The organism is Pseudomonas sp. FW305-E2, from assembly GCF_058782925.1.
On sequence record NZ_JBYSYE010000002.1, the window covers coordinates 1 to 24,357 of the forward strand.

Sequence of the window (24,357 nt, forward strand, 5' to 3'; positions counted from 1 at the left end):
GGCGGGCATACGGGGGCCGACCTGGCGATTTTCGATGAAAAGACCGGCGTGCTGTTTGCCGGCGATCTGGTGTTCTACGAACGCGCCCTGACCACGCCCAACAGCCCGGGGCTGGACGTGTGGCTCAAGGACCTGGATACCCTGCAGGCACTGCCCTGGAAACAGCTTGTACCCGGGCATGGCCCCTTGGCCAGTGATGCGCAGCCGTTCGTGCAGATGCGTGACTACCTGGGCTGGCTCGATGGCCTGATGCGTGATGGCGCGGCGCGCGGTGACGACATGGCCGAGATGATCCGCAGCCCCATTCCCGAACGGTTTGCCGGGATCAGCCTGACGCGTTATGAGCTGATCCGCAGTGTCAGCCACCTGTACCCGCGTTACGAGCGCCAGCAGTTGCAGCGCTTGCCATGACATTTACGGTGCCTGTGAGCCCCCGCGCCGTCCGTGCCGCGCTCTATGGCTGCCCCCGTCCATCGCTCAGTCCCCTACCAAGGAACTAGAAAACTCCGCACTGCGGGCAATTGTTGGCAATCGGGTCGGGACCAAGAATTCCCGGCACACCGGGAAATTTTCCCGGGCACAACAAAAAAACCAAAGGTAGCCGTCATGACCCGATCCCCACGTCGCCCCTTGTTCGCCGTGAGCCTGGTGCTCAGCGCCATGCTGCTTGCCGGCGCGGCGCACGCCGCTGTCAGCAATGAAGAAATCCTCCAGGACCCGAAGAACCCGCAGCAGATCGTGACCAATGGCCTGGGCGTCCAGGGCCAGCGCTACAGCCCGCTGGATCTGCTCAACGTCAATAACGTCAAGGAGCTGCGCCCGGTCTGGGCGTTCTCCTTTGGTGGGGAGAAGCAGCGCGGCCAGCAGGCCCAGCCGCTGATCAAGGACGGGGTGATGTACCTGACCGGCTCCTACTCGCGGGTGTTCGCCGTGGACGCCCGCACCGGCAAGAAACTGTGGCAATACGATGCACGTCTGCCGGATGACATCCGCCCTTGCTGCGACGTGATCAACCGCGGCGTCGCGCTGTACGGCAACCTGGTGTTCTTCGGCACGCTGGACGCCAAGCTGGTGGCCCTGAACAAGGACACCGGCAAGGTGGTCTGGAGCAAGAAGGTCGCCGACCACAAAGAAGGCTACTCCATCAGTGCCGCGCCGATGATCGTCAATGGCAAGCTGATTACCGGCGTTGCCGGCGGCGAGTTCGGCGTGGTGGGCAAGATCCAGGCGTACAACCCGGAGAACGGCGAGCTGCTGTGGATGCGCCCCACCGTGGAAGGGCACATGGGCTATGTGTACAAGGACGGCAAGGCGATCGAGAACGGTATTTCCGGCGGTGAGGCGGGCAAGACCTGGCCTGGCGACCTGTGGAAGACCGGCGGCGCCGCGCCGTGGCTGGGCGGTTACTACGACCCGGAAACCAACCTGATCCTGTTTGGTACCGGTAACCCGGCCCCGTGGAACTCGCACCTGCGCCCCGGTGACAACCTGTACTCCTCCTCACGCCTGGCACTGAACCCGGACGACGGCACCATCAAGTGGCACTTCCAGAGCACGCCGCATGACGGCTGGGACTTCGACGGCGTGAACGAGCTGATCTCGTTCAACTACAAGGACGGCGGCAAGGAGATCAAGGCTGCCGCTACGGCCGACCGCAACGGTTTCTTCTACGTGCTCGATCGCACCAACGGCAAGTTCATCCGTGGCTTCCCCTTCGTTGACAAGATCACCTGGGCCACGGGCCTGGACAAGGACGGCCGGCCGATCTACAACGACGCCAGCCGCCCGGGTGCCCCCGGCAGCGAGGCCAAGGGCAGCTCGGTGTTTGTCGCGCCGGCCTTCCTCGGCGCCAAGAACTGGATGCCGATGGCCTACAACAAGGACACAGGGCTGTTCTACGTGCCGTCCAACGAGTGGGGCATGGACATCTGGAACGAAGGCATCGCCTACAAGAAAGGTGCGGCGTTCCTCGGCGCCGGTTTCACCATCAAGCCGCTCAACGAAGACTACATCGGCGTGCTGCGCGCCATCGACCCGATCAGCGGCAAGGAAGTGTGGCGCCACAAGAACTACGCGCCGCTGTGGGGCGGTGTGCTGACCACCAAGGGCAACCTGGTGTTCACGGGCACGCCAGAGGGCTTCCTGCAGGCATTCAACGCCAAGACCGGCGACAAGGTCTGGGAATTCCAGACCGGCTCAGGCGTGCTTGGCTCGCCCGTCACCTGGGAAATGGACGGCGAGCAATACGTCTCGGTGGTCTCCGGCTGGGGCGGCGCGGTGCCGCTGTGGGGCGGCGAAGTGGCCAAACGGGTCAAGGACTTCAACCAGGGCGGCATGCTCTGGACCTTCAAGTTGCCCAAGCAGTTGCAGCAAACGGCAAGCGCCAAGCCATAACGCCTGCCTACTGCCGCTTGCTGCCGCTGATCGGTGGCAAGCGGCCCCAGGCTCTGACGAAAAGCCTTGATACTTGTTCATGCTGCGTTGAAAACCGCCTCGGAATGCTCATGTACTCCCGTACAGTCGGGCGCGACCCCGGCCGTTCCTCGGCTGTTTCCGCCTTGCCTGACCTGCGTCTCAAGACTTTTCGTACAGAGCCTACTACCAAATGACGAGAGCCCCGCTGCCAACGATGCATTCGCCCGGCACGCGGGGCTTCTTACCATCGGTGCATCGCCTGTCGTGGGACAGGCACCGACCCGCAGAGGCTCAGCATGATCTACGCACAACCCGGAACTCCAGGCGCCGTCGTATCCTTCAAACCCCGTTATGGCAACTTCATCGGTGGCGAGTTCGTGCAGCCGTTGGCTGGCCAGTACTTCACCAACAGCTCGCCGGTCAATGGCCAGCCGATTGCCGAATTCCCGCGCTCCACGGCCCAGGACGTCGAGCGCGCCCTGGACGCCGCGCATGCCGCCGCCGAAGCCTGGGGCAAGACCTCGGTGCAAGACCGTGCGCGGGTACTGCTCAAAATTGCCGACCGCATCGAACAGAACCTGGAAGTGCTGGCGGTTACCGAAAGCTGGGACAACGGCAAGGCCATACGCGAAACCTTGAATGCCGACGTGCCGCTGGCAGCGGACCACTTCCGCTATTTTGCCGGTTGCATCCGCGCCCAGGAGGGTGGCGTAGGCGAGATCAACGAAGGCACCGTGGCTTATCACATCCACGAGCCGCTGGGTGTGGTGGGGCAGATCATCCCGTGGAACTTCCCGCTGCTGATGGCCGCCTGGAAGCTCGCCCCGGCCTTGGCCGCTGGCAACTGCGTGGTGCTCAAGCCCGCGGAGCAGACGCCGCTGTCGATTACCGTCTTTGCCGAACTGATCGCCGACCTGTTGCCGGCAGGCGTACTGAACATCGTCCAGGGCTTTGGCCGTGAGGCCGGCGAGGCGCTGGCCACCAGCAAGCGCATTGCCAAGATCGCGTTCACCGGGTCCACCCCGGTGGGCTCGCACATCATGAAGTGCGCGGCCGAGAACATCATCCCGTCCACCGTCGAACTGGGTGGCAAGTCGCCGAACATTTTCTTCGAAGACATCATGCAGGCCGAGCCGGCGTTCATCGAGAAGGCTGCCGAAGGCCTGGTGCTGGCGTTCTTCAACCAGGGCGAGGTGTGCACCTGCCCGTCACGGGCGCTGATCCAGGAGTCGATCTACGAACCGTTCATGGCCGAGGTGATGAAGAAGATCGCCAAGATCACCCGCGGCAACCCGCTGGATACCGAAACCATGGTGGGTGCCCAGGCGTCCGAGCAACAGTACGACAAGATCCTTTCGTACCTGGAGATTGCCCGGGAGGAGGGCGCGCAGCTGCTCACCGGCGGTGGTGCCGAGCGGCTGCAGGGTGACCTGGCCAGCGGTTACTACATTCAGCCAACCCTGCTCAAGGGCAACAACAAGATGCGCGTGTTCCAGGAAGAAATCTTCGGGCCAGTGGTGGGCGTGACCACCTTCAAGGACGAAGCCGAAGCGCTGGCGATCGCCAACGACAGTGAATTCGGCCTGGGCGCCGGCCTGTGGACCCGCGACATCAACCGCGCTTACCGCATGGGCCGCGGGATCAAGGCCGGGCGAGTGTGGACCAACTGCTACCACCTGTACCCGGCGCATGCGGCGTTCGGGGGGTACAAGAAGTCCGGTGTTGGCCGTGAGACCCACAAGATGATGCTTGACCATTATCAGCAGACCAAGAACTTGCTGGTGAGCTACGACATCAATCCGCTGGGCTTCTTCTAAACCGCGTTGCGGCCTTCGCGGGCTCGCCCGCCCCCACAGGTTCACCGCTGGTTCCAGAACCGGTGCAGAACCTGTGGGCGCGGGCGAGCCCGCAAAAGGGCCGGCACATGCATGGGCTACCCGTACCAACGCACCCCGCCAGCTCGTTCCAAAGTAGCATTCGGTCCGGTCCGCCCCCGTGCATTAATGCTTCTACCGGAATCCTCCGGCACAAGAAGAGGACTTGCCCTATGTGGACTAAACCCGCCTATACCGACCTGCGCATTGGCTTCGAAGTGACGATGTATTTCGCCAACCGTTGATGACGGCCCGGCCATCGCCACGGTGGCCGGATCCTCCTGGAGCATGTGCCTGTGAACCTGATTGATCGCCAGCAAGCCCTTGCCTTGGGGCGAGGCTTGCGCCTGGACTGGGAGCCACAGAAGGCTTGCCACGTGCTGTTGTACGCCGGGGGCATCATCGAGCTCAATGCCAGTGCCGGCTGGGTCCTGGCGCTGCTGGACGGCCACAGTACGGTGGCAACGGTCATCGACCGCCTGGCACAACGCTTCCCCGATGTACCGGGGCTCGAAGAGGACGTACTGGCGTTTCTGGAGGTGGCCCGCGCCAAATCCTGGATAGAATGACCGGTAGCCCCGCTTTGGTCTGGTTGCTTTCGTGGTGGGATGCTTTACGCTGGCGTTTATCTTCCAGAACAATAAGAACAGGCTTACCAATGAGCCAGAGTTTCAGCCCCCTTCGCAAGTTTGTATCGCCTGAAATCATCTTTGGTGCCGGCTGCCGGCACAATGTGGCCAATTACGCCAAAACCTTCGGCGCACGCAAGGTACTGGTGGTCAGCGACCCTGGCGTGATCGCGGCCGGCTGGGTGGCGGATGTGGAGGCCAGCCTGCAGGCCCAGGGTATCGACTACTGCCTGTACACAGCGGTGTCACCCAACCCGCGGGTCGAAGAGGTGATGCTCGGCGCCGAAATCTATCGGCAGAACCACTGTGACGTGATCGTCGCCGTCGGTGGCGGCAGCCCGATGGATTGCGGCAAGGCCATCGGCATCGTGGTGGCCCATGGGCGCAGCATCCTCGAATTCGAGGGCGTGGACATGATCCGCGTGCCCAGCCCGCCGCTGATCCTGATTCCGACCACCGCCGGCACCTCGGCGGACGTGTCGCAGTTCGTGATCATTTCCAACCAGCAGGAACGCATGAAGTTCTCCATCGTCAGCAAGGCGGTGGTGCCGGACGTGTCGCTGATCGACCCGCAGACCACCCTGAGCATGGACCCGTTCCTGTCGGCCTGTACCGGCATCGATGCGTTGGTGCATGCCATCGAGGCCTTCGTGTCTACCGGCCACGGGCCGCTGACCGATCCCCATGCGCTGGAAGCCATGCGCCTGATCAATGGCAACCTGGTGGAGATGATCGCCAACCCCACCGATATTGCACTGCGTGAAAAGATCATGCTCGGCAGCATGCAGGCGGGGCTGGCGTTCTCCAATGCGATCCTGGGCGCAGTGCACGCCATGTCGCACAGCCTGGGCGGCTTCCTCGACTTGCCCCATGGCTTGTGCAACGCGGTGCTGGTGGAGCACGTGGTGGCGTTCAACTACAGCTCGGCGCCGGAGCGTTTCAAGGTGATCGCCGAAGTGTTTGGTATCGACTGCCGCGGTCTCAATCACCGGCAGATCTGCGATCGGTTGGTAGAGCACCTGATTGCCCTGAAGCGTGCCATCGGTTTCCATGAAACCCTGGGCCTGCACGGGGTGCGCACGTCCGATATCCCGTTCCTGTCGCAACACGCGATGGATGACCCGTGCATCCTCACCAACCCCCGTGCGTCCAGCCAGCGTGATGTCGAGGTCGTTTATGGCGAGGCCCTCTGACGAGCAGCAGCGGGCGTTGGCCGGGCTGCTGGGGCTGGGTGACCACTCGGCGCGCAAAAGCCATTACCCGGAGCTGTCCGCCCGCCTGGACGAACTGGAAGCCGAACGCAACCGTTACAAATGGCTGTTCGAAAACGCCGTGCACGGTATTTTCCAGGCCAGCCTTCAGGACGGCATGCGTGCCGCCAACCCGGCGTTGGCGCGCATGCTCGGCTACGACGACCCGCAAGCGGTGCTGTTTTCCCTGACGGACCTGGCCGCCAACCTGTTTGACGGCGGTGCCGAGGAGTTACAGGCCATTACCGCAGTGCTCGCCCGTGAGCACAGCCTGCACGGCTACGAAACCCGTTTGCGGCGCAAGGACGGCAGCCATCTCGATGTGCTCATGAACCTGCTGCTCAAACCCGGCCATGAAGGGCTGGTGGAGGGGTTCGTTGCCGACATCACCGAGCGCAAGCTCGCCCAGCAACGCCTGCAACAGCTCAATGATGAACTGGAGCAACGGGTCGCTGCGCGTACCGATGAATTGCTGGAGGCGCGCGATGCTGCTGAAGCTGCCAACCGCAGCAAGGACAAATACCTCGCCGCCGCCAGCCATGACCTGCTGCAACCGCTGAACGCCGCCCGCTTGCTGATCTCGACCTTGCGCGAGCGGCCATTGCCAGAGGCCGAGCATGTGCTGGTGGAGCGGACCCACCAGGCCCTGGAGGGCGCGGAAGACCTGCTGACCGACCTGCTGGACATTTCCCGGCTCGACCAGGCGGCGGTAAAGCCGGATGTGGCCGTGTACCGCCTGGACGAGCTCTTCGCGCCGCTGGTCTCGGAGTTCAGCTCAGTGGCCGATGCGGCGGGCCTGAAGCTGCATGCGTGCATCCCGGACTGTGCCATCAGCACTGACCTGCGACTGATGACGCGTATCCTGCGCAACTTCCTCAGCAACGCCTGCCGCTACACCGACGAAGGCCGGATCTTGCTGGGGGCGAGGCGCCGCGGTGGTCATTTGCGGCTGGAGGTGTGGGATACCGGGCGGGGCATAGCGCAGGATCGGCTGCAGGCCATATTTCTCGAGTTCAACCAGCTGGACGTTGGCCGCGCAGCGGATCGCAAGGGCGTTGGCCTGGGGCTGGCCATCGTCGAGCGGATCGCCAAGATTCTCGGTTACCGGATTGAGGTACGTTCGTGGCCGGGGCGTGGTTCGGTGTTCAGCATCGAGGTCCCGCTGGGTAAAGAGGTGCCGCTGGCCGCTCACCAGGTTGTGCCGCTGCCAAGCGTCGGCAACCCGCTACCGGGCCGCCGCCTATTGGTACTGGACAACGAAGTGAGCATCCTCGAGAGCATGGGCGCGCTGCTTGGGCAGTGGGGCTGCGAAGTGGTGACCGCGACCGACCAGGCAGGTGCCTTGCTGGCCTTGCAGGGGCAGGCCCCGGAACTGATCCTGGCCGACTACCACCTGGACCATGGCGTGGTGGGTTGCGAGGTGGTCAGGTATTTGCGTGAGCATTTTGCGGTTGCCATACCGGCGGTGATCATCACCGCCGACCGCAGCGATCAATGCCGGCGGGGCTTGCAGAAATTGGGGGCGCCGCTACTGAACAAACCTGTGAAACCCGGGAAACTGCGGGCGGTGTTGAGCCAGTTGCTCTTGGTGCATTGATTGCGCAGGGCTCATTAGGGGCGCGGGAACTGCATTTGCCTGAAGCCTGCGCTGTACCTGTGGGAGCGGGCTTGCCCGCGAAAAGATGAAATGGGCTGGCGCTGTATAACCCCCTGATTTGGAGTTGCCCTGCGAACAACGAAGTAGAGCCGTGAAGGCCCGTTGCGACGTTTGGATCCAGTGATCAAAAAACTTTACCATTCGGTCAGCTTGCAAGAAATTAGCAAGCTAACTAATGCGGTTTTAAATACCGCTGGTCGGTGCTTTTGCTCAAGAAATGAACGATTACCCTGTTGATGGCTCATATTGGCCAGCAGGTGTATTCGCATGAACTGCACCTGGCATCTCTCAGGAAGTTATCAACCTTAAAACTCATGTGAGTCGCAGGGACTCACATGGGGATTTTTATTGCCTCTGATCATGGAGTAACGCCTATGCCCAACCGAGGCTCAACGGTTGAGTCGCTGTGTATTCATGTTTCAATCCGCTGTTTCAATTAACGATATGAATGGGGTCTTGCCGTTGCGATCACGCCGTTCGCACGCCTGTAGCACGGCCCGCTAGCGCTAATGCATTACGTGGAGAATTCGACGTGGAGTTTAATACAATTATTAGCCTGTTCGGGCAGAAAGAATCCATGGAGCTGGTGCGGTTGTCGGTTATTTATGTTCATTTGCTGGCCTGCTGCGTTGCCATCGGGCTGGTGTTTGCCAGCGATGCCGAGATGGTCAGGGACTTGTTGAAGGGGCATCAACAGGCCGGGCATGACGGCAGGCATATGGCACGTTTGCAGAAGTCTGTAACGAACGCCTTGATGTTCTTGTGGCTCACGGGAGCTGCCGTCATCGGTATCGACTACCTTGAAAAAGGCATGGGTTACTTTGCCAATCCGAAACTTCACGCCAAAGTTATTATTGTCCTGTTGCTGACATTCAATGGCATGTTGTTGCACCGTTATGTCCTGCCGGCGTTACTCAAGGCGGGCTCTTTGCTTGACCTGAATATCGGCGTGCGCATGTTTGCACTGTTCTCCGGCGCGTTGTCCGGTGTGTCCTGGTTATATGCGGCAATGTTGGGTGTCGGTCGGCCGCTGGCCTGGAAGTACTCGCTGACCGAGTTGCTGCTGGCCTATCCAGTCATGATCCTGCTCGGCTTTGCCCTGATGGCCGCACTGACCCAGTGGGCGCGCAAACGCACCATGGCCAAAGCGACGCAAGCACCTGTCTGGCCGCTGGCGGGCATTCCTTGCTGATAGCCTGAGCCACGGCGCTGAACGCAGTACGCTGCGAACCTGTAACGCGGGTTCGCGGCGTTGTTGAGGCTTTGGACATGACACAGGCTTAACTGGCCGGAGAACGTCGCCTTGCTGCGTCGCTGAGTATCCGGCGCATTTACAAGATCGAAAACGGATAACTCACGATCACCCGGTGCTCATCGAACTCATTGCTGCTGAAGTCCCGGCGCAAGGTTGAACTGCGCCATCTCACGGTCAGGTCACGCAATGTGCCGCTTTGAAGGGTGTAGGCCAGCTCGGTTTCGCGGCCCCATTCCTTGCCATCGCGCACGCTGCCGACGCGCACGCTGTCGCCGCTGATGTAACGCGTCATGAATTGCAGGCCGGGCAGGCCGTCGACCGCGAAGTTGTGGTCGTAGCGCAGCTGCCAGGAGCGCTCGTGGGCGTTGTCGTAGCTGGAGTTGTAGCTGTCGTTGGCCAGGCTGGTGCCGGCAGTGCCATTGACCCGCATCCAGCCGGTGTCGCCGCTGACCCGCTGCAGCCCCAGATACAAGGTATGGCCGCCGGTACGTGCGCAGAGCAGCAGCGAGGTAGTGCGGTTGTCCATCGCACCCGCCAGCGAGCGGCCGCTGTCGTTGCCGACGAAGTAGCCGAGGTTGGCCCCAAGGGTCCAGTTGCCCACGGCCTGGCTGTGGATCAGGTTGTAGTACTGTTGGCGGTAGATGTCTTGCAGGTCCGAATGCCAGACGGCGAGTTGGGTGGCCTTTTCGTTGAACAGGTATTCGGCACCAAGGATGTCCAGGCGGTCCGAGGTGGCGGTGGGCCTGCCGGCCATGAACAGGTCCTCCATGCTGGCGTCGTTGCGCGGGCTGTTGCCACGCAAACGTGCGCCGTAAAGGGTCAGGTTGTCGATTTCGCGGGAGGTGAGCTGGGCGCCTTGGAAGGTCTGCGGCAGCGAGCGACCGTCGTCCGAACGCAGCACCGGCAGCATCGGCGACCATTCGCCAACCTTCAGCTCTGTGGCTGAAACGCGTGCCTTGAGTGCCACACCCAGGCGGCCGAAATCATCCGCCGGGCGGCCATCGTCGTGCACCGGCAGCAACTGGGTACCGGCAGTGCCGCGGCCGCCGTCGAGCTTGACCGAGTACAGCCCCAGCACATCCACACCAAAGCCGACCACGCCCTGGGTAAAGCCGGAGCGGGCGTCGAGGATGAAGCTTTGCGTCCATTCTTCGGCCTTGCCCTGGGGGTAGGCCGGGTCGACGAAATTGCGGTTGATGTAGAAGTTGCGCAGGGTCAGGCCGACCTTGGCGTCTTCGCTGAAGCCTTGGGCCAGGGCGCTGCCGGCGCCAAGCAGCAGGCAAGCGCAAGCCACCGTCATGCGGCAAGGGGGGCAAAGGATATTCATTGTTGTTGTTCCTTTCTTGCAGGCGAGTGAAACCACGCAGCCGCAGTGGCTGCGTGGCAGAGCAGGGGAGGGTCAGTTCAGCCGAACAGGGCGACGATGGCCGGCACGCTGAGCACGGCGGTGTAGTAGCCCATGAATTGCACGCCGATGTTGAAGCCGATGAAACGGTACAGGAAGCCACCCAGCAGGCCGACCGTGAGGATCACCAGCAGGCCCAGCAAGCCGCCTTCCCACAGGCCGATCACCAGGATCAGGCCGACGAACGTAGCGATCACCGCCTCGTGGCTGATGCGTCGGGACACGAACGAGGCGGCGCGGTGGGCGAAGTTCATCGAGAAGGGGTAGGCAATCAGGATGGCGATCACGACCGCCAGCATGCCGTAGGCGAGGAACTCGCTTGCGCTGAGCAGGTTGTGCAGGTTGTTCACCTGCCCGCTGGCGCTGTCCACGGTGAAGCGTGGTGGGGCGTTGAACAGCGGTGCGGCCGGCCCGGCGGCTACCGGGCTGAGCGGCAGGCCAAAGGCGATCAGCGGGATCAGCGCCTCGGCAATGTAGGTGGACTCGGTAACACCATTGCGCACGCTGATGACGGTGGTCAGCCGGTGATAGGCGTGCTTGATGCGCGAGCCCACCACTTCACCGAGGATTACCGTCATTGCCACCGGGCTGAACACGAAGGTGGCACTGGACACCGTGGCGGTGGCCAAGGTCCAGCCGGCCTGGCGGCGGTCCAGTACCTTCAACGGGTTGGGGAACCATCCACCCCAGCCCTTGACGTCCGGCGACAGGGCAAAGGTGCGTTGCTCGCTGCGCTTCATCCGCGCCCGCTCTGCCGGGGCGAGCATGGCAAAAAGGGCGGCGATCAGCGGGCCGATGGCGATACCCAGAAAGTAGCTGACGCTGAGTTTGACGCCGTGCTGGCCGGTGAGGGTCTGCAAGGCAATGATCACCAGCACGAAGGGCAGCAGCGCCAGCACCGAGGCCCAGCGGCCGGCCGAGAAGTAGGCAATGGTGGTGGCGGCAGCGAGGAACACCCAGGGCGCCGCCTGTTTGATCGCATCGCCGAAGGGCGCCAGCAGCACGGCGAACAGCACCGCCAACGGGACTGCCACCAGGGCGGCGATCACCGCGCCGGAGATCATCTTGCGCAGGGCGATATGTGGCACGCCAAGGTTGCGCAGGAAGTTCGCTTCGCGCATCAGTGGGGTAGCCATGGTGTCTCCGGGGATGCCGAGCAACGCCGTGGGTACCGCGTGGGTCATGTGCTTGGCCACCGCGCCGGCAAGGAAGAAGGTGAACACCCCGGCCGCGGGCACGCCCAGCAGTACCACCAGCAAGGTCAGGGGCGCCAGGGTGGTGGTTTCGTCGCTGCCGGAGATCAGGCCGATGGCAGCAAACACCACGGCACCGATCACGCCCATCAGCACGGCTATCAGAACCTGGTCGAACAGGGCGTCCATCAGGCGGCACCTCGCTTCAGGGTGGCGGTGCTTGTGCAGGCGACGGCTGCGTTGGCGGGCTCGGCTTCATCGAACAGGCGCTCCAGGCCCAGTTCACGCAACTCGTTGCGTACCGCTTGCGGCAGGTCGCTGAGCTGGCCGATGCCGCCGTACTCGCTGCGCAGCGCTTCGATCACCTGCTGGCGCCAGGCAGGGTCGGCGACGTGCTCGACCACATGGCGCTTGGGTTTGAACAGGCATGCGCTGACCCCGCCGCCCAGCAGTGAGCCGAGAATGCCGAGCAACATGGCGTAGGCGCGGGCCATCTGGCTGGACTCGACCCAGCCGGTCAGCAAGTGCGCAGCCAGAAAAAACGTGCCCAGGCTGCAGGCGGCGCCGATGGCGATGGCGGCGAGCAGGTGGCGGCTGTCCACGGTGTCGCCCCAGACTTCATACAGGTTGTCGTCAGCCATGGTCCACCTCCGGGTGGAGGGGCTGCAGGCGGCATTCAAGGGTCATTGGTTTTCTCCTGCCCTTGCGGGCTTGTTGTTATTGTGCGGGAGCTACGGGCGCAATCAGTGCTGGCTGACGCTCCTTGCCGCCAGGGCGAGGCCGGCGCGGGAGCGGTTGGCGGTGCCCAGCTGGGCGCTGATGTGCACGCCAACCCGTGCCACGGCCTCCAGGTCGACACCGGTGCTGTAGCCCAGGCCGTGCAACAGGTACAACAAATCTTCCGTGGCCACGTTGCCGCTGGCGCCAGGCGAGTAGGGGCAGCCGCCAAGGCCTGCGACCGAACTGTCGAAGGTGCGTACACCTTGCGCCAGCGCGGCATGAACATTGGCGATGGCCATGCCCCAGGTATCGTGGAAATGGCCGGCCAACGCTGCCACCGGCACGTGCTGCGCGCAGTGCTCGAACAGCTGCGCGGTTGCGTCCGGCCGGCCGGCACCGATGGTGTCGCCCAGGCTGATCTCGTAGCAGCCCAGTTCGTGCAGGCGCCGTGCGACCTTGGCCACGGCCTCTGGCGTCACCGCACCACTGAATGGGCAGCCGAGTACGCAGGATACATAACCGCGCACACGGACAGAGGCTTGCCTGGCTGCTTGCAGCACGGGGATGAAGCGTTCGAAGCTGTCATCGATGGAGCAATTGATGTTGTTGCGCGAGAACGCCTCGGAGGCGGCGGCGAACACCGCCACCTCGCGGCATCCGGCCCGTTGCGCGGCCTGGAAGCCTTGCAGGTTGGGCACCAGGCCTGCGTAGCGAACCCCGTCGTCGTTGGGCAACTGGCGCAACACTTCCTCGCTGCCGGCCATTTGCGGCACCCAGCGCGGCGACACGAAGGCACCGGCTTCGATATGCCGCAGGCCGGTGGACGCCAGCGCGCCGATCAAACTTACGCGGGCGGCCACCGACAATGGCTGGCGCTCGTTCTGCAGGCCGTCACGCGGGCCGACTTCAAACACCTTTACCGCTTGCGCCGGGGCCATGGTCATTCGCCGCGCTTCTGTTTCAGTAGCGCGACGGCGCGGTCGGCACGCACATCGTGGTTTTCTACCAGTTGCCGGGCAACCCAGTCCACCTCGTCGCCCCGGGCACCCGCGACCACGGCGATATTGCGCGCATGCAGGGCCATGTGGCCGCGCTGGATGCCTTCGGTGGCAAGGGCGCGCATGGCCCCGAGGTTTTGCGCCAGGCCCACGGCCACGGCAATCTCCGCCAGGTCCTGGGCGGTTTTCACCTGCAGGATGCGCAGCGACAGTTGCGCCAGCGGGTGCGTCTTGGTGGCGCCGCCGACCAGGCCCACGGGCATCGGCATTTCCAGGGTGCCGACTAGGTGGCCGTTACCGTCCTTTTCCCAGGTGGTCAGCGAACCATAGTGGCCACTGCGGCAGGCAAACGCATGGGCGCCGGCCTCAACGGCACGCCAGTCGTTGCCAGTGGCGACGATCAGCGGGTCGATGCCGTTCATGATGCCCTTGTTGTGGGTGGCCGCGCGGTAGGGGTCGACCGCCGCTAAGGCGTAGGCGTCGAGGATGCCTTCGATCACCGCCTCGCCGCTGAACTCAGCCGTTTTCAATTGTTCCGGGGTGATGCGCACTTGGGCCCGGGCCAGGCGCAGGTCGGCCAGGTTGGACAGAATGCGCAGGCGTACCTGGCCCCCGGTGATCGCTTCCATCAGCGGCGCCACGGCCTCGGCCATGGTGTTGACGGTGTTGGCACCCATGGCATCGCGCACATCGACGATCAGGTGCGCCACCAGCATCGGGCCGCGCGGGGTATTGGCGAAGGTGTGTACTTCGATATCGCGGCAGCCACCGCCGAGGCTGTTGAGCAACTGGTCCTTGCGGTTGGCCAGCTCAATGATTTCGTCCTTGCGCCGCAGCAGGCTCAGGCGTGCATTGAGCGGGTCCTGGATGCCGACGATCTGTACCTGGGCGCGCATCAGCGGGGCGCTGCTGGAGGTGATGAAGCCGCCATTGGCGCGGGCCAACTTGGCCATGTACGAAGCCGCGGCGACGATGGAGGGTTCTTCCACCACCAGCGGCACCAGCACATCACGGCCGTTGACCTGGAAGTTGCTGGCCACGGCAAAGGGCAGCTCGAAGGTGCCGATGACGTTTTCGATCATGCCGTTGGCGATGTCCATCGGCAGGGCGCCGGCGTTGGCCAGCAGGCTGACATCGCCGTGGCTCAGGCCAAGTAGCTGGCCGATATGATCCAGGCGCGCGGCAGGGGATAGGTTGCGGAAAGCGGGCAGGCGGGAGTCGAGGCTCATGAAGGCTCCGTTGGAGTCATTGTTGTTGGGCGGCCGCTTGAGCGCGTCGCCGGCTTGGTGCTAAATGTGCAGCCACTGTGCCCTTGATTAAAGGTACAGTTTTGCCCAACAGTACCCAGACTGTACCCCTGGCAGCCCAGGAGCCCGCCGATGCCCCGTGTCACCCTTGCCCAGCAGGTCGCCGATGCGGTTGAGCAGCAGATCCGTACTGGGGTGCTGAAGGTCGGCGATCGCCTGCCATCGCTGCGCGAATACATGCGCTTGCACGGGCATTCGAAGAATACGGTGATAACCGCTTACGAGATCCTCGCCTCCAAGGGGCTGGTGGAGGCGCGCCACGGCCAGGGCTTTTTCGTGGGCGCGCAGGTGCAGGCCGCCGAAGTGGATGAGACGCCGCCTTACACCCGGGCAATGGACACTATCTGGATGATGCGTCAGCAGTTCGTTCGCGAACCCGGGCTGGCGCCGCTGGGTGAAGGTTTTGCGCCGGTGGCCTGGCTGCAGGACATGCGCCTCGACAAATTCACCCGGCAGGCAATGCGCAGTGGCGCTGGCAACCTGTTCCGCTATGGCAACCGCCTGGGCAACCCGGGCCTGCGCCAGAGCCTGGTGCGCAAGCTGGCCAGCTACGCCATCAGTGCCACGCCCCGGCAGATCGTGACCACCCACGGCGCCAACCATGCGCTGGACCTGATCATCCGCCGCTTCGTGGTACCGGGCGACGCGGTGCTGGTGGAAAACCCGGGGTACTACCCGCTGTTCGGCAAGCTGCAACTCCACGGCGCGCGGCTGCTGAGCGTTCCGCGTCTGGCGGATGGGCCGGACATGGACGCGCTGGAGTCCATGCTGCGTGTCGAACGGCCCCGCTTGTTCTTCATCCAGTCGGTGTGCCACAACCCTACCGGCTCGGATATCTCCCCGGCCAAGGCTCACCGCCTGCTGCAACTGGCCGAGCGGCACGACTTGCTGCTGGTCGAAGACGATGCCCTGGCCGACTTCAAGCCCAGCTCTGCGCTCAAGGTGGCGGCGCTCGACCAGTTGCGCCGGTCGCTGTACATCGGCAGTTTTTCCAAATCGGTGTCGGCGGCCTTGCGGGTGGGTTACATCGCGGGCAGCAAGGAGGCCATCGACGAGTTGGCCGACCTGCAGATGATGCTGCACACCAGCTGTTCGGAACTGTGCGAGCGCACGGCTGATGTGATCCTCAGCGAAGGGCACTTCCTGCGGCACCTGATGCGCCTGCAGGACCGGGTGCGGGAAGCCACTGCCGGTGGGTTGCGGGTGCTGGACGAACTAGGGGCCGAAGTGTTCTGCCGGCCGGAACAGAGCCTGTACCTGTGGGCGCGTTTCCCCGGGATCGAAGATACTGCCGTGCTCACCCGTGAAGTGCAGGGCAGGGGGGTAATGCTGGCGCCGGGGGCGATCTTCCAGACCAACCAGAAGGCCGTGACACCCTGGACCCGGCTGAACGTGGCCTATCTGCAAGAGCCGGTGTTTGCCCAGTGCATCCGCGCCTGACCCAGTCCTTGGGCCTGCACTGGCCGCTCCTACAGGTCAGTGCAGGCTTCTTTCACGAGCCAGTCGATCAACACCTGCAGGCGTTTGGGCATCGGGTCATGGTGCGGGTAGACCAGGTAATAGCCATGGTTGGGGGTGTCGACGAAACCACCGAACGGCAAAACCAGCTCACCTCGTGCAATGCGATCCTTGACCAGCTGTTCGCGGCCAATGGCGATGCCTACGTGATTCAGCGCGGCGAGCGTGCACAGGTCGGAGCGATCGAATGTGAGGAATCGGCGCGGGAGGCTGATACCCGCACCTGTGGTGTTGGCCCAGAGCTGCCATTCTGCATCGAATGCAGCGTTGTCCCAGGCCGCTACGTCATGCAAGGCGGTGCAATGATCCAGCGGGTGCAGGTCACCGGTCAATGCATGGGTTTCTGCGTAACGGGGGGAGCACACCGGGGCGATCCGCTCGTCCATCAAGTGGATGCTCTGCAACCCCGGGTGATGGCCATCCGAATAACACAGGACCAGGTCGATCTTGCGGGTGCGGTAATCGATGCCCTCGTTGCCCACCCTGATATCCAGCTGGATATCAGGGTAGCGGGCGGTGAACTGCGCCAGCCGCGGCACCAGCCAGCATTGTGCGACTGACGGGCGCACATACAACGTCAACTGGCCGGCGATTTCGGCGTGAGCACGTTCCTGCACGGCCTCGCTTAACTCATCCATGGTCCGTTGCATGACCGCGAACAGGCGCTCGCCGTCTTCGGTGAGGCTGACCTTGCGCGGCATGCGGTGGAACAGCTTGAGCGCCAGCTCATCTTCCAGGCGATTGATGCGGTGACTCACGGCACTGGCCGTCAGGCACAGCTCATCGGCGGCGCGCGAGAAGCTCAAGTGGCGTGCCGCCACCAGAAAGACATGCAGGCTGCCCAGGTGCGAGCCATTGAGTTTCACGGCGCCGCCGCCGGGCTTTTTCATTGATCAATCCTTCCTGCGCCGTTAGCTGATTACGGTTACACATTTGCCTGCAGGCTGCGCCCTTTCGCCAGATAGGTGTTGAATTCATCGTCCGGCACCATGCTGCCTCCCGTCCCCCAGACGAGGTGTGTAGCCTGCTGCAGCTGGGTTGGGGTGAAGCCCTGGCGAGCCAGGTACTCGCCTGCTTGCAGCACCCGCAGCATACCGGGTACGCCGGCCAGGGCAGAGGGTTCCAGTTTGACCTTGTCCTGCTCATGGGCGATGACCATCAAGCGGTACAGTTCTTCGTCGGCCACGGTGTAGTAACCATCGATCAGGCGCTGCATGGCTTTGCCGACAAACCCTGATGGGCGCCCGACCGCCAGGCCGTCGGCGGCGGTGATGTTGTCGATGCCGAAGTCTTGGACGCTGGTTTCATCGTGCAGGCCGGTATAGACACCCAGCAGCATGCAGGGGGAATGGGTGGGCTCGGCGAAGATGCAGTGCACCGCATCGCCGAACACCAGCTTCAGCCCGAACGCAACTCCGCCTGGGCCGCCCCCTACGCCGCACGGCAGGTACACGAACAATGGATGATCTGCGTTAACCTGGATGCCCGCCTGGTCGAATTGCCGCGCCAACCGTTCGGCGGCCACGGCATAACCGAGAAACAGCTGCGGGGAGTTCTCGTCGTCGACAAAGTAACAGCGGGGGTCGGATGCCGCCTGCTGGCGGCCTTGCTCGACCGCCACGCTGTAGTCGGAGGCGTGTTCGACCACCGTGACGCCATTGGCCCGCAGCTTGTCCTTCTTCCATTGCCTGGCGTCAGACGACATGTGCACGCTCACCTGGAAGCCCAGCTTGGCGCTCATGATGCCAATCGACAGCCCCAGGTTGCCGGTCGAGCCCACGGCGATCGTGTACTGGCTGAAGAATGCGCGGGCCTGGTCGCTCGCCAGTTTGGTGTAGTCATCCGTTGGCGTGATCAAGCCGGCAGCCAGGGCCAGGTCCTCGGCGTGCTTGAGCACCTCATGGATGCCGCCCCGGGCTTTGATCGAGCCGGAGATAGGCAAGTCGCTGTCCGCCTTGAGCCACAGGCTGCCTGCGTTCTGCAGCGATCCCTCCTCGACAAGCAGCTGGCGCAGCTGTGGCAGCGGGGTGATGTGCGACTCGATGACCCCTCCGGCCGCTGCCGTCTCGGGGAACACGGTGGCCAGGTAAGGCGCGAACCGCTGCAGCCGCGCGCTGGTGACTTGCACGTCGGCCGCCGTCAGGCCCACGTCGTGCAGGGCTTCTGCAGCCTTGGCGATGCCAGGGTTGAACCAGCTGGTTGGCTTCAGGGCCACCAGCTCGGCGATGATCGGGTGGCTTTGTTGCCAGGCTTCCAGGGTTTTTCCGTGAATCATGATTTCACCTGTAGTGCGGTATGTGCAGAGTAGATCAGACAATCTTCGAAAGGAGCAGGGTCAGGCACAAGGCGACTACCGAGGCCAGCACTGTAGCGGCAGTGAACTTCTTCAGTGCATCACTCAGGGAAAGGCCCAGGTACTCCTTCACCACCCAGAACGCCGAGTCGGTGATGTGGGTCCAGCCGATGGCGCCGGCGCCGATGGCGATCACCAGGATTTCCCGGTTGTATTCCGGGTGCTGGCCAAGGATTGGCATTACCATGCCGGCCGCGCTGATCATCGCGACGGTGGCCGAGCCGACGGCAAAGTGCATGATCCCGGCAATCAACCAGGCGAGGAGGATCGGGTTGAGCTGCGTCTGGTTCAGCACATCGGCCAGTGCCTTGCCGATGCCGCTGCCCACGAGCATGTCATTGAAGGCACCGCCGGCACCGATGATCAGCAGAATGCCGGCCAGGGGAGGGAAACAGCGCTGGGTCAGGCTCAGCAGGTCTGCCATATCCAGGCCGCGGCGCAAGCCCAGTGCCCAGTAGGCGAACACCACCGACAGCGTCAGGGCAATCAGTGGGCTGCCCAGGAACGCCACCCACTCGTACAGCGCAGAGCCCTTGTCCAGGGCCGTGACGGCCAACGTTTTGCCGACCATCAACACCAGTGGCAGCAGTACGGTGGTGAGTGTGATGCCGAACGCGGGCATTGCCTGCTCTTCTGCTTGAGCCACCGTGCGCGCAGACAGGAAGGCCTGCTGGGATTCGCCGGCTTCACGGTTACAGGTGAAGCGAACCCACACCGGGCCCGCGATGATAGCGGTCGGCAGGCCAACGATCAGGCCGTACAGGATGACCGTACCGATATCCGCATTGAGCATGCCGGTAATGGCTGTGGCGGCCGGGTGTGGCGGGAGAATGCAGTGCACCACCATCAGCGAGGTGGCCAGCGGCACGCCGAGGTACAGCATGCTGATGCGGGTTTGCCGTGCAACCACGTAGATCAACGGAATCAGCAGGACGAAGCCGACTTCGAAGAATACCGGGATGCCGGCGATGAAGCCGACGAGCATCATTGCCCACGAGGTATTGCGTTCCCCCAGCCTGTTCAGCAGTGTGGTGGCGATGCGCCTGGCGCCTCCGGATTCCTCCAGCAGTTTGCCGAGGATACTGCCCAGGCCGATGATGCCGGCAAGAAAGCCCAGCGTGCTGCCCATGCCTTTCTCGAATGCCGCCACGATTGCCGTAGGCGCCATGCCGGTGCCGACACCGACCACCAGGCTTGCGGCCATCAAGGCCAGAAACGGGTGTACTTTGAGTTTGCTGATCATGACGACGATCAGGAGTATCGCGGTGCCCAGGACGAGTAATGAGAACGTTGGAGTCATCGTGTGGTTTTCTCTATCGCTGATCGCTTCCGTGCGAGCTTCTTGTTGGTTTGCACCCATTAGATTTCAGCGATTTGATCGACTCAAACGATCACTCCTCACCCCATAGGTGAGCCCATGTCATGCATGGCATGGGGCGGCATTGCGGGAGTCTGGTCGGCGCGGTGGATTGGCACCGGTGTGGCAGCGCACGACATGACAGGCTCGTGACAGGGGGGGAAGGCGCAGGATAACCCACGGAGTTTCGAACATTACACATTGGTTTTACTGAGGTGTTGCCTGTACCGGCCTGTTCGCGGGCTCGCCCGCTCCCACAGGCCATCACCGCCTTCAAGGCTTGCACAGTACCTGTGGGCACGGGCCAGACCGCGAAAGTGCCTGTCCAGGCACCAGAGGATCTGGACAGTTCGCTTACTCAGCCATAAGGCGGCGCTGGCAGTTCGGCCAGCAGGGTTTTCAAGCCGTCGCTCCACTGCCTGCGAATCTGCTGGTAATAGGCATCGTCGCTGGTAATGCGCTTGCGCGTCATGCTTTCCAGGCTGTTGTTGCGGTACACCAGCAAGTCCAGCGGCATGCCCACCGACAGGTTGCTGCGGATGGTGGAGTCAAACGAAATCAGGCCGCAGCGCAGCGCTTCATCGAGCGGCGTGCGGTAATCCAGGTTGCGGTCGAGTATTGGTCTGCCGTACTTGCTTTCACCCAGTTGCAGAAACGGGGTGTCCGGTGTGGCCTGGAAGAAATTGCCTTGTGCATACACGTTGTAGATGGCCATGGGACCGCCGGCTATCTGGCCGCCGACGATGAATGAACTGCTAAGGTCGATATCGGCCGTGAGCTTGCTGCGGTCTCTTTTGACCACCTCGCGCAGGGTGTCGGCGACCAGCACCGTTGCATCGTAGAGCGTGGCAACGTTCAGCAGGTGGGGGCCGTTGCCCTGGGTGCGTTGCTGCAGCAGGTTTACCACCGACTGTGAGGTCGCCAGATTGCCAGCGGTCTGCAGCACGATCAGCCGCTCGCCCGGGACGCTGAAGACGAACAACTTGGTGAACGTGGAGATCTGGTCGATGCCGGCGTTGGTGCGTGAGTCGCTGATGAAGACAAGCCCGTCCTCCAGGTGCATGGCGACACAGTAAGTCATGCGGTTTCCCTTGTGTTGCGTGTGGAAGGGTCTTGCCGCACTCGCGCGGCAAGACCGGTCTGACGCCAGCCTGTCACTGGCGATGCACGTGGACGCTGGCCTGCATCGATTCGGCGCCGCCGCCGCGGCGTACGCCCCTGACCGGACAGGCATCGAGGTAGTCCAGGCCCACCGCCAGCTTCAGGTGACGCTCTGGCCGGGTCAGGCGGTTGGTAATGTCGAAGCTGTACCAGGCTTCGTCGACCCAGGCTTCGGCCCAGGCGTGGCTGGCCAGGTGCTGTTCGTCCTCGGTGCACAGGTAGCCGGACACATAGCGTGCCGGCACCCCCAGGCTGCGTGCGCAGGCCAGGAAAGCGTGGGTGTGGTCCTGACACACGCCTGCGCCACCGCTGAAGGCTTCGATGGCCGTGGTGCCCACCGACGTGGCCCCAGGGCTGTAGGGCATGTGCTCGGCCAGGCCTTGCATCAGCCCGATCAGTGCTGCCCGGTCGCGGTGACTGCCACAATGCCGGGCGGCGAAAGCAATCAGGGTGTTGTCGGCCAGCGTCAGGTGGCTACCGCGCAGGAACGGCAGGGGAGACTGGCTCTCGGTTTCGTGTTCGCAATCCGGGTCGATCTCGACCTGGCCGTGTGCGGTAAGCGCCAGATGACCATGGGGTTTGTCCAGCGTCAGCACATGCAGGATGTTGCCGTAAGGGTCGATCTGGCCCTTGACCTTGCAGGGCAGGTCCAGTTGCCATTGATTGATACGCTGGCGTTCGCTGCTGCGCGGCGTCAGGCGCAGGAACTGGATACTGTTGCACACGTCGCTGGCGTAGCTATAGGTTGTGTCGTGGCGGATGGACAGTTTCATACAACCTCCAGGTAGGAGTGATGGACGGCCTGGCCCAGTTGGTTGATGCGGCCGATGAAGTCGCTTAGCCAGGGGTGCAACCCTGCATCAAGGATTTCGTCGATGGCGGTGTAGCGCAGGCGCGCGTTCAGTTCGGCGGCCATGCGCTGGGCGGCACGCCCGGTACTGCCCGGCAGGCCCGCCAGGATCAGGTCCAGTTCCTCGATGCAGGCATGCAGCGAGCGCGGCACGTCCACCCGCAACAGCAGCAGCTCGGACACCGGCCGGGCACTGGGCGCGGCGCGATAGAGCTCGTTGAAGGCCTCATACGAGGTCAGCGCGCGCAGCAGGGCGCTCCATTGGTAATAACCGCGGGCGGAGTCGTCGCTGACCTCTTCGGAGGCCTCGCCGAACATTTCATAGCGCGAATCGAGCAGGCGCAAGGTGTTGTCCGCCCGCTCCAGGAAGGTCCCCAGGCGAATGAAGCTGTAGGCATCGTTGCGCATGATGGTGCCAGAGGTCGCACCGCGGAACAGGTGCGACCGTTCCTTGACCCAGTCGCAGAACTGGCTGATGCCATAGCGACCCAGGCCGTTGCTGGCAATGTTGCGCATTTCGATCCAGGTGGCGTTGATGTTCTCCCACATGTCGGCGGTGATACGGCCGCGCACTGCATGGGCATTGGTTCTGGCGGCCTGCAGGCAGCAATAGATGCTGCTGGGGTTGGTGGCGTCGAGGGCGAAGAAGTGCAGCATGCGCTCGGTGTCGAGTTCATTGTGCCGACGCAGGTAGTCGTCCAGCATGCCCGAGGCCATCAGCGACATTGCCAGTTCGGCATGGCCGTCGCTGCGCCCGGCCTGGGGCATCAGCGACAGCGAGTAGCTGACCTCGAGCATGCGCGCGAGGTTTTCTGCACGCTCCAGGTAGCGGGACATCCAGTACAGGTCGGAAGCGGTTCGCGAAAGCATGGCTCAGTCCTCCACCACCCAGGTGTCCTTGGTACCGCCGCCTTGCGACGAGTTGACCACCAGCGAGCCTTCCTTGAGCGCCACGCGCGTCAGGCCACCGGGCACCAGGCGGGTTTCACTGCCCGACAACACGAACGGGCGCAGGTCGATGTGACGCGGTGCGATGCCGCTGTCGACGAAGGTCGGGCAGGTTGACAGGCACAGCGTCGGTTGAGCGATATAGGCGTGCGGGCGGGCTTTGATGCGCGCGCGGAAGTCCTCGATCTGGGCTTTGGTCGAGGCGGGCCCGACCAACATGCCATAGCCGCCGGAACCTTGGGTTTCCTTGACCACCAGTTCGGGCAGGTGGGCCAGTACATGGGACAGGTCCGCCGGCTTGCGGCACTGCCAGGTCGGCACGTTGTTCAGGATCGGTTCTTCGCTCAGGTAAAAGCGGATCATGTCGTCGACAAAGGGGTAGATGGATTTGTCATCGGCCACGCCAGTGCCGACCGCGTTGGCCAGTACCACATTGCCGGCGCGGTAAACCGAGATCAGCCCCGGCACGCCCAGCATCGAGTCAGGGTTGAAGGACAGCGGGTCGAGGTAGTCGTCGTCCAGGCGACGATAGATCACGTCCACCTGGTGGGGGCCGGCCGTGGTGCGCATGTACACATGCTCATCACGTACGAACAGGTCGGCGCCTTCGACCAGCTCGATGCCCATTTCCCGGGCCAGGAAAGCATGCTCGAAATAGGCGCTGTTGAAACGGCCGGGCGTGAGCAGCACCGCGGTAGGGTTGTCCAGTGGACTGGCGCTCTTGAGCGTGTCCAGCAGCAGGTTGGGGTAGTGATCGATGGGCGCGATGCGCTGGGCGGCAAACAGTTCGGGGAACAGGCGCATCATCATCTTGCGGTCTTCGAGCATGTAGCTGACGCCGCTGGGGGTGCGCAGGTTGTCTTCCAGCACGAAGTAGCTGCCATCGCCGTCACGTACCAGGTCGACACCGGCAATATGCGCATACAGCCCACGGTGAAGGTCCAGGCCCTGCATGGCGATCTGGTAGCCCTCGTTGGCCAGCACTTGCTCTGGCGGGATGATGCCGGCCTTGAGAATGCGCTGGTCGTGGTAGATATCCTGCAGGAACAGGTTCAGCGCCTGTACCCGTTGAATGCAGCCACGCTCGACCGTGCGCCATTCGCTGGCGCGGATGCTGCGCGGGATGATATCGAAGGGGATCAGGCGCTCGGTATCCTGCTTGTCGCCGTACAAGGTGAAGGTGATGCCAGCGCGGTGAAACAGCAGGTCGGCCTCGCGTCGGCGCTGTTCCAGCAACTCCAGCGGGGTGTTGGCCAGCCAGCGGGCGAACTCCTGGTAATGCGGGCGGCAAGTGCCGTTCGCTTCGTACATTTCATTGAAAAAAGCCCGGGACATACCCACTCCTTGCCGCCGTTGCCGGCAGCTTCATTGCGGTTCATCTGCGTCTTTCAGGGTGCTGCCTTGCTGGGGTAAGTGGGAGCTGTGTCTCGCGTTAACCTCGGTTTCGGTAGATTGCCTGTGCGTTGA

At 63.2% G+C, this 24,357-nt stretch carries 19 protein-coding genes and 2 pseudogenes; 9 read left to right on the forward strand and 12 right to left on the reverse strand.

Features of this window, described 5'->3' with window-relative positions:
• From AC3WLP_RS02595 to AC3WLP_RS02630, 8 genes and pseudogenes are all read left to right on the forward strand, one after another.
• Nucleotides 1–411: pseudogene (locus AC3WLP_RS02595) on the forward strand (quinoprotein relay system zinc metallohydrolase 1); the annotation flags it as partial.
• Nucleotides 412–606: 195 nt separating this feature from the next.
• Nucleotides 607–2,394 (forward strand): PQQ-dependent alcohol dehydrogenase PedH, encoded by a 1,788-nt coding sequence (gene pedH / locus AC3WLP_RS02600; protein ID WP_004576475.1) that lies wholly within the window; start codon nt 607–609, stop codon nt 2,392–2,394.
• Nucleotides 2,395–2,711: 317 nt separating this feature from the next.
• Entirely contained in the window at nt 2,712–4,232 is a 1,521-nt protein-coding gene (gene exaC / locus AC3WLP_RS02605) for an acetaldehyde dehydrogenase ExaC (RefSeq protein WP_003254088.1), read from the forward strand.
• A gap of 230 nt (nt 4,233–4,462) precedes the next feature.
• Entirely contained in the window at nt 4,463–4,534 is a 72-nt protein-coding gene (gene pqqA / locus AC3WLP_RS02610; protein ID WP_003243383.1) for a pyrroloquinoline quinone precursor peptide PqqA, read from the forward strand.
• A gap of 51 nt (nt 4,535–4,585) precedes the next feature.
• Entirely contained in the window at nt 4,586–4,858 is a 273-nt protein-coding gene (pqqD, locus tag AC3WLP_RS02615; protein WP_003254087.1) for a pyrroloquinoline quinone biosynthesis peptide chaperone PqqD, read from the forward strand.
• Nucleotides 4,859–4,947: 89 nt separating this feature from the next.
• Nucleotides 4,948–6,111, forward strand: a complete 1,164-nt coding sequence (gene ercA, locus AC3WLP_RS02620) for an alcohol dehydrogenase-like regulatory protein ErcA (protein WP_088512306.1) — start codon at nt 4,948–4,950, stop codon at nt 6,109–6,111.
• Nucleotides 6,095–7,765 (forward strand): PAS domain-containing hybrid sensor histidine kinase/response regulator, encoded by a 1,671-nt coding sequence (locus AC3WLP_RS02625; protein ID WP_088512305.1) that lies wholly within the window; start codon nt 6,095–6,097, stop codon nt 7,763–7,765. Before ercA ends, AC3WLP_RS02625 begins: the two co-directional genes overlap by 17 nt.
• Nucleotides 7,766–8,402: 637 nt before the next feature.
• Nucleotides 8,403–9,017, forward strand: coding sequence for a hypothetical protein (locus AC3WLP_RS02630; RefSeq protein ID WP_017147696.1), 615 nt, complete (start codon nt 8,403–8,405; stop codon nt 9,015–9,017).
• Between the two features lie 139 nt (nt 9,018–9,156).
• Here AC3WLP_RS02630 and AC3WLP_RS02635 read toward each other — a convergent pair whose 3' ends face one another.
• From AC3WLP_RS02635 to AC3WLP_RS02655, 5 genes and pseudogenes are all read right to left on the reverse strand, one after another.
• Nucleotides 9,157–10,380 carry an OprD family porin gene (locus AC3WLP_RS02635; protein ID WP_088512304.1) on the reverse strand — a complete coding sequence of 408 codons (1,224 nt, stop codon included), beginning with the start codon at nt 10,378–10,380 and terminating at the stop codon, nt 9,157–9,159.
• Nucleotides 10,381–10,484: 104 nt separating this feature from the next.
• Nucleotides 10,485–11,867 carry a tripartite tricarboxylate transporter permease gene (locus tag AC3WLP_RS02640; protein WP_177342682.1) on the reverse strand — a complete coding sequence of 461 codons (1,383 nt, stop codon included), beginning with the start codon at nt 11,865–11,867 and terminating at the stop codon, nt 10,485–10,487.
• Entirely contained in the window at nt 11,867–12,319 is a 453-nt protein-coding gene (locus AC3WLP_RS02645; RefSeq protein WP_047603002.1) for a hypothetical protein, read from the reverse strand. Before AC3WLP_RS02645 ends, AC3WLP_RS02640 begins: the two co-directional genes overlap by 1 nt.
• A 102-nt stretch (nt 12,320–12,421) precedes the next feature.
• The gene (locus AC3WLP_RS02650; protein ID WP_195743560.1) at nt 12,422–13,336 is read right to left on the reverse strand and encodes a hydroxymethylglutaryl-CoA lyase; all 915 of its coding nucleotides are present in this window, start codon (nt 13,334–13,336) and stop codon (nt 12,422–12,424) included.
• 2 nt (nt 13,337–13,338) lie between these two features.
• Nucleotides 13,339–14,634 (reverse strand): annotated as a pseudogene (locus AC3WLP_RS02655) (hydroxymethylglutaryl-CoA reductase, degradative); the annotation flags it as partial.
• A gap of 141 nt (nt 14,635–14,775) precedes the next feature.
• On the opposite strand from AC3WLP_RS02655, the gene AC3WLP_RS02660 reads away from it, so the two are divergent.
• Nucleotides 14,776–16,143, forward strand: a complete 1,368-nt coding sequence (locus AC3WLP_RS02660; protein ID WP_012052770.1) for an aminotransferase-like domain-containing protein — start codon at nt 14,776–14,778, stop codon at nt 16,141–16,143.
• 29 nt (nt 16,144–16,172) lie between these two features.
• On the opposite strand, the gene dsdC is transcribed toward AC3WLP_RS02660, so the two are convergent.
• The 7 genes from dsdC to AC3WLP_RS02695 form a co-directional block, all read right to left on the reverse strand.
• Nucleotides 16,173–17,111, reverse strand: a complete 939-nt coding sequence (gene dsdC, locus AC3WLP_RS02665; protein ID WP_012052769.1) for a DNA-binding transcriptional regulator DsdC — start codon at nt 17,109–17,111, stop codon at nt 16,173–16,175.
• Nucleotides 17,112–17,146: 35 nt separating this feature from the next.
• The gene (gene dsdA / locus AC3WLP_RS02670) at nt 17,147–18,496 is read right to left on the reverse strand and encodes a D-serine ammonia-lyase (RefSeq protein ID WP_088512303.1); all 1,350 of its coding nucleotides are present in this window, start codon (nt 18,494–18,496) and stop codon (nt 17,147–17,149) included.
• A 34-nt stretch (nt 18,497–18,530) separates the two neighbouring features.
• Complete coding sequence (locus AC3WLP_RS02675) at nt 18,531–19,874, reverse strand: GntT/GntP/DsdX family permease (protein ID WP_029611752.1); 1,344 nt, start codon at nt 19,872–19,874, stop codon at nt 18,531–18,533.
• A gap of 415 nt (nt 19,875–20,289) precedes the next feature.
• Nucleotides 20,290–21,012 (reverse strand): proteasome-type protease, encoded by a 723-nt coding sequence (locus tag AC3WLP_RS02680; RefSeq protein WP_014756324.1) that lies wholly within the window; start codon nt 21,010–21,012, stop codon nt 20,290–20,292.
• A gap of 73 nt (nt 21,013–21,085) precedes the next feature.
• Entirely contained in the window at nt 21,086–21,865 is a 780-nt protein-coding gene (locus AC3WLP_RS02685) for a transglutaminase family protein (protein WP_088512302.1), read from the reverse strand.
• Nucleotides 21,862–22,812, reverse strand: a complete 951-nt coding sequence (locus AC3WLP_RS02690) for an alpha-E domain-containing protein (RefSeq protein WP_012052764.1) — start codon at nt 22,810–22,812, stop codon at nt 21,862–21,864. The genes AC3WLP_RS02685 and AC3WLP_RS02690 overlap by 4 nt, the downstream gene beginning before the upstream one ends.
• Before the next feature lie 3 nt (nt 22,813–22,815).
• Nucleotides 22,816–24,225 carry a circularly permuted type 2 ATP-grasp protein gene (locus AC3WLP_RS02695; RefSeq protein WP_004576482.1) on the reverse strand — a complete coding sequence of 470 codons (1,410 nt, stop codon included), beginning with the start codon at nt 24,223–24,225 and terminating at the stop codon, nt 22,816–22,818.
• Between the last annotated feature and the right edge of the window lie 132 nt (nt 24,226–24,357).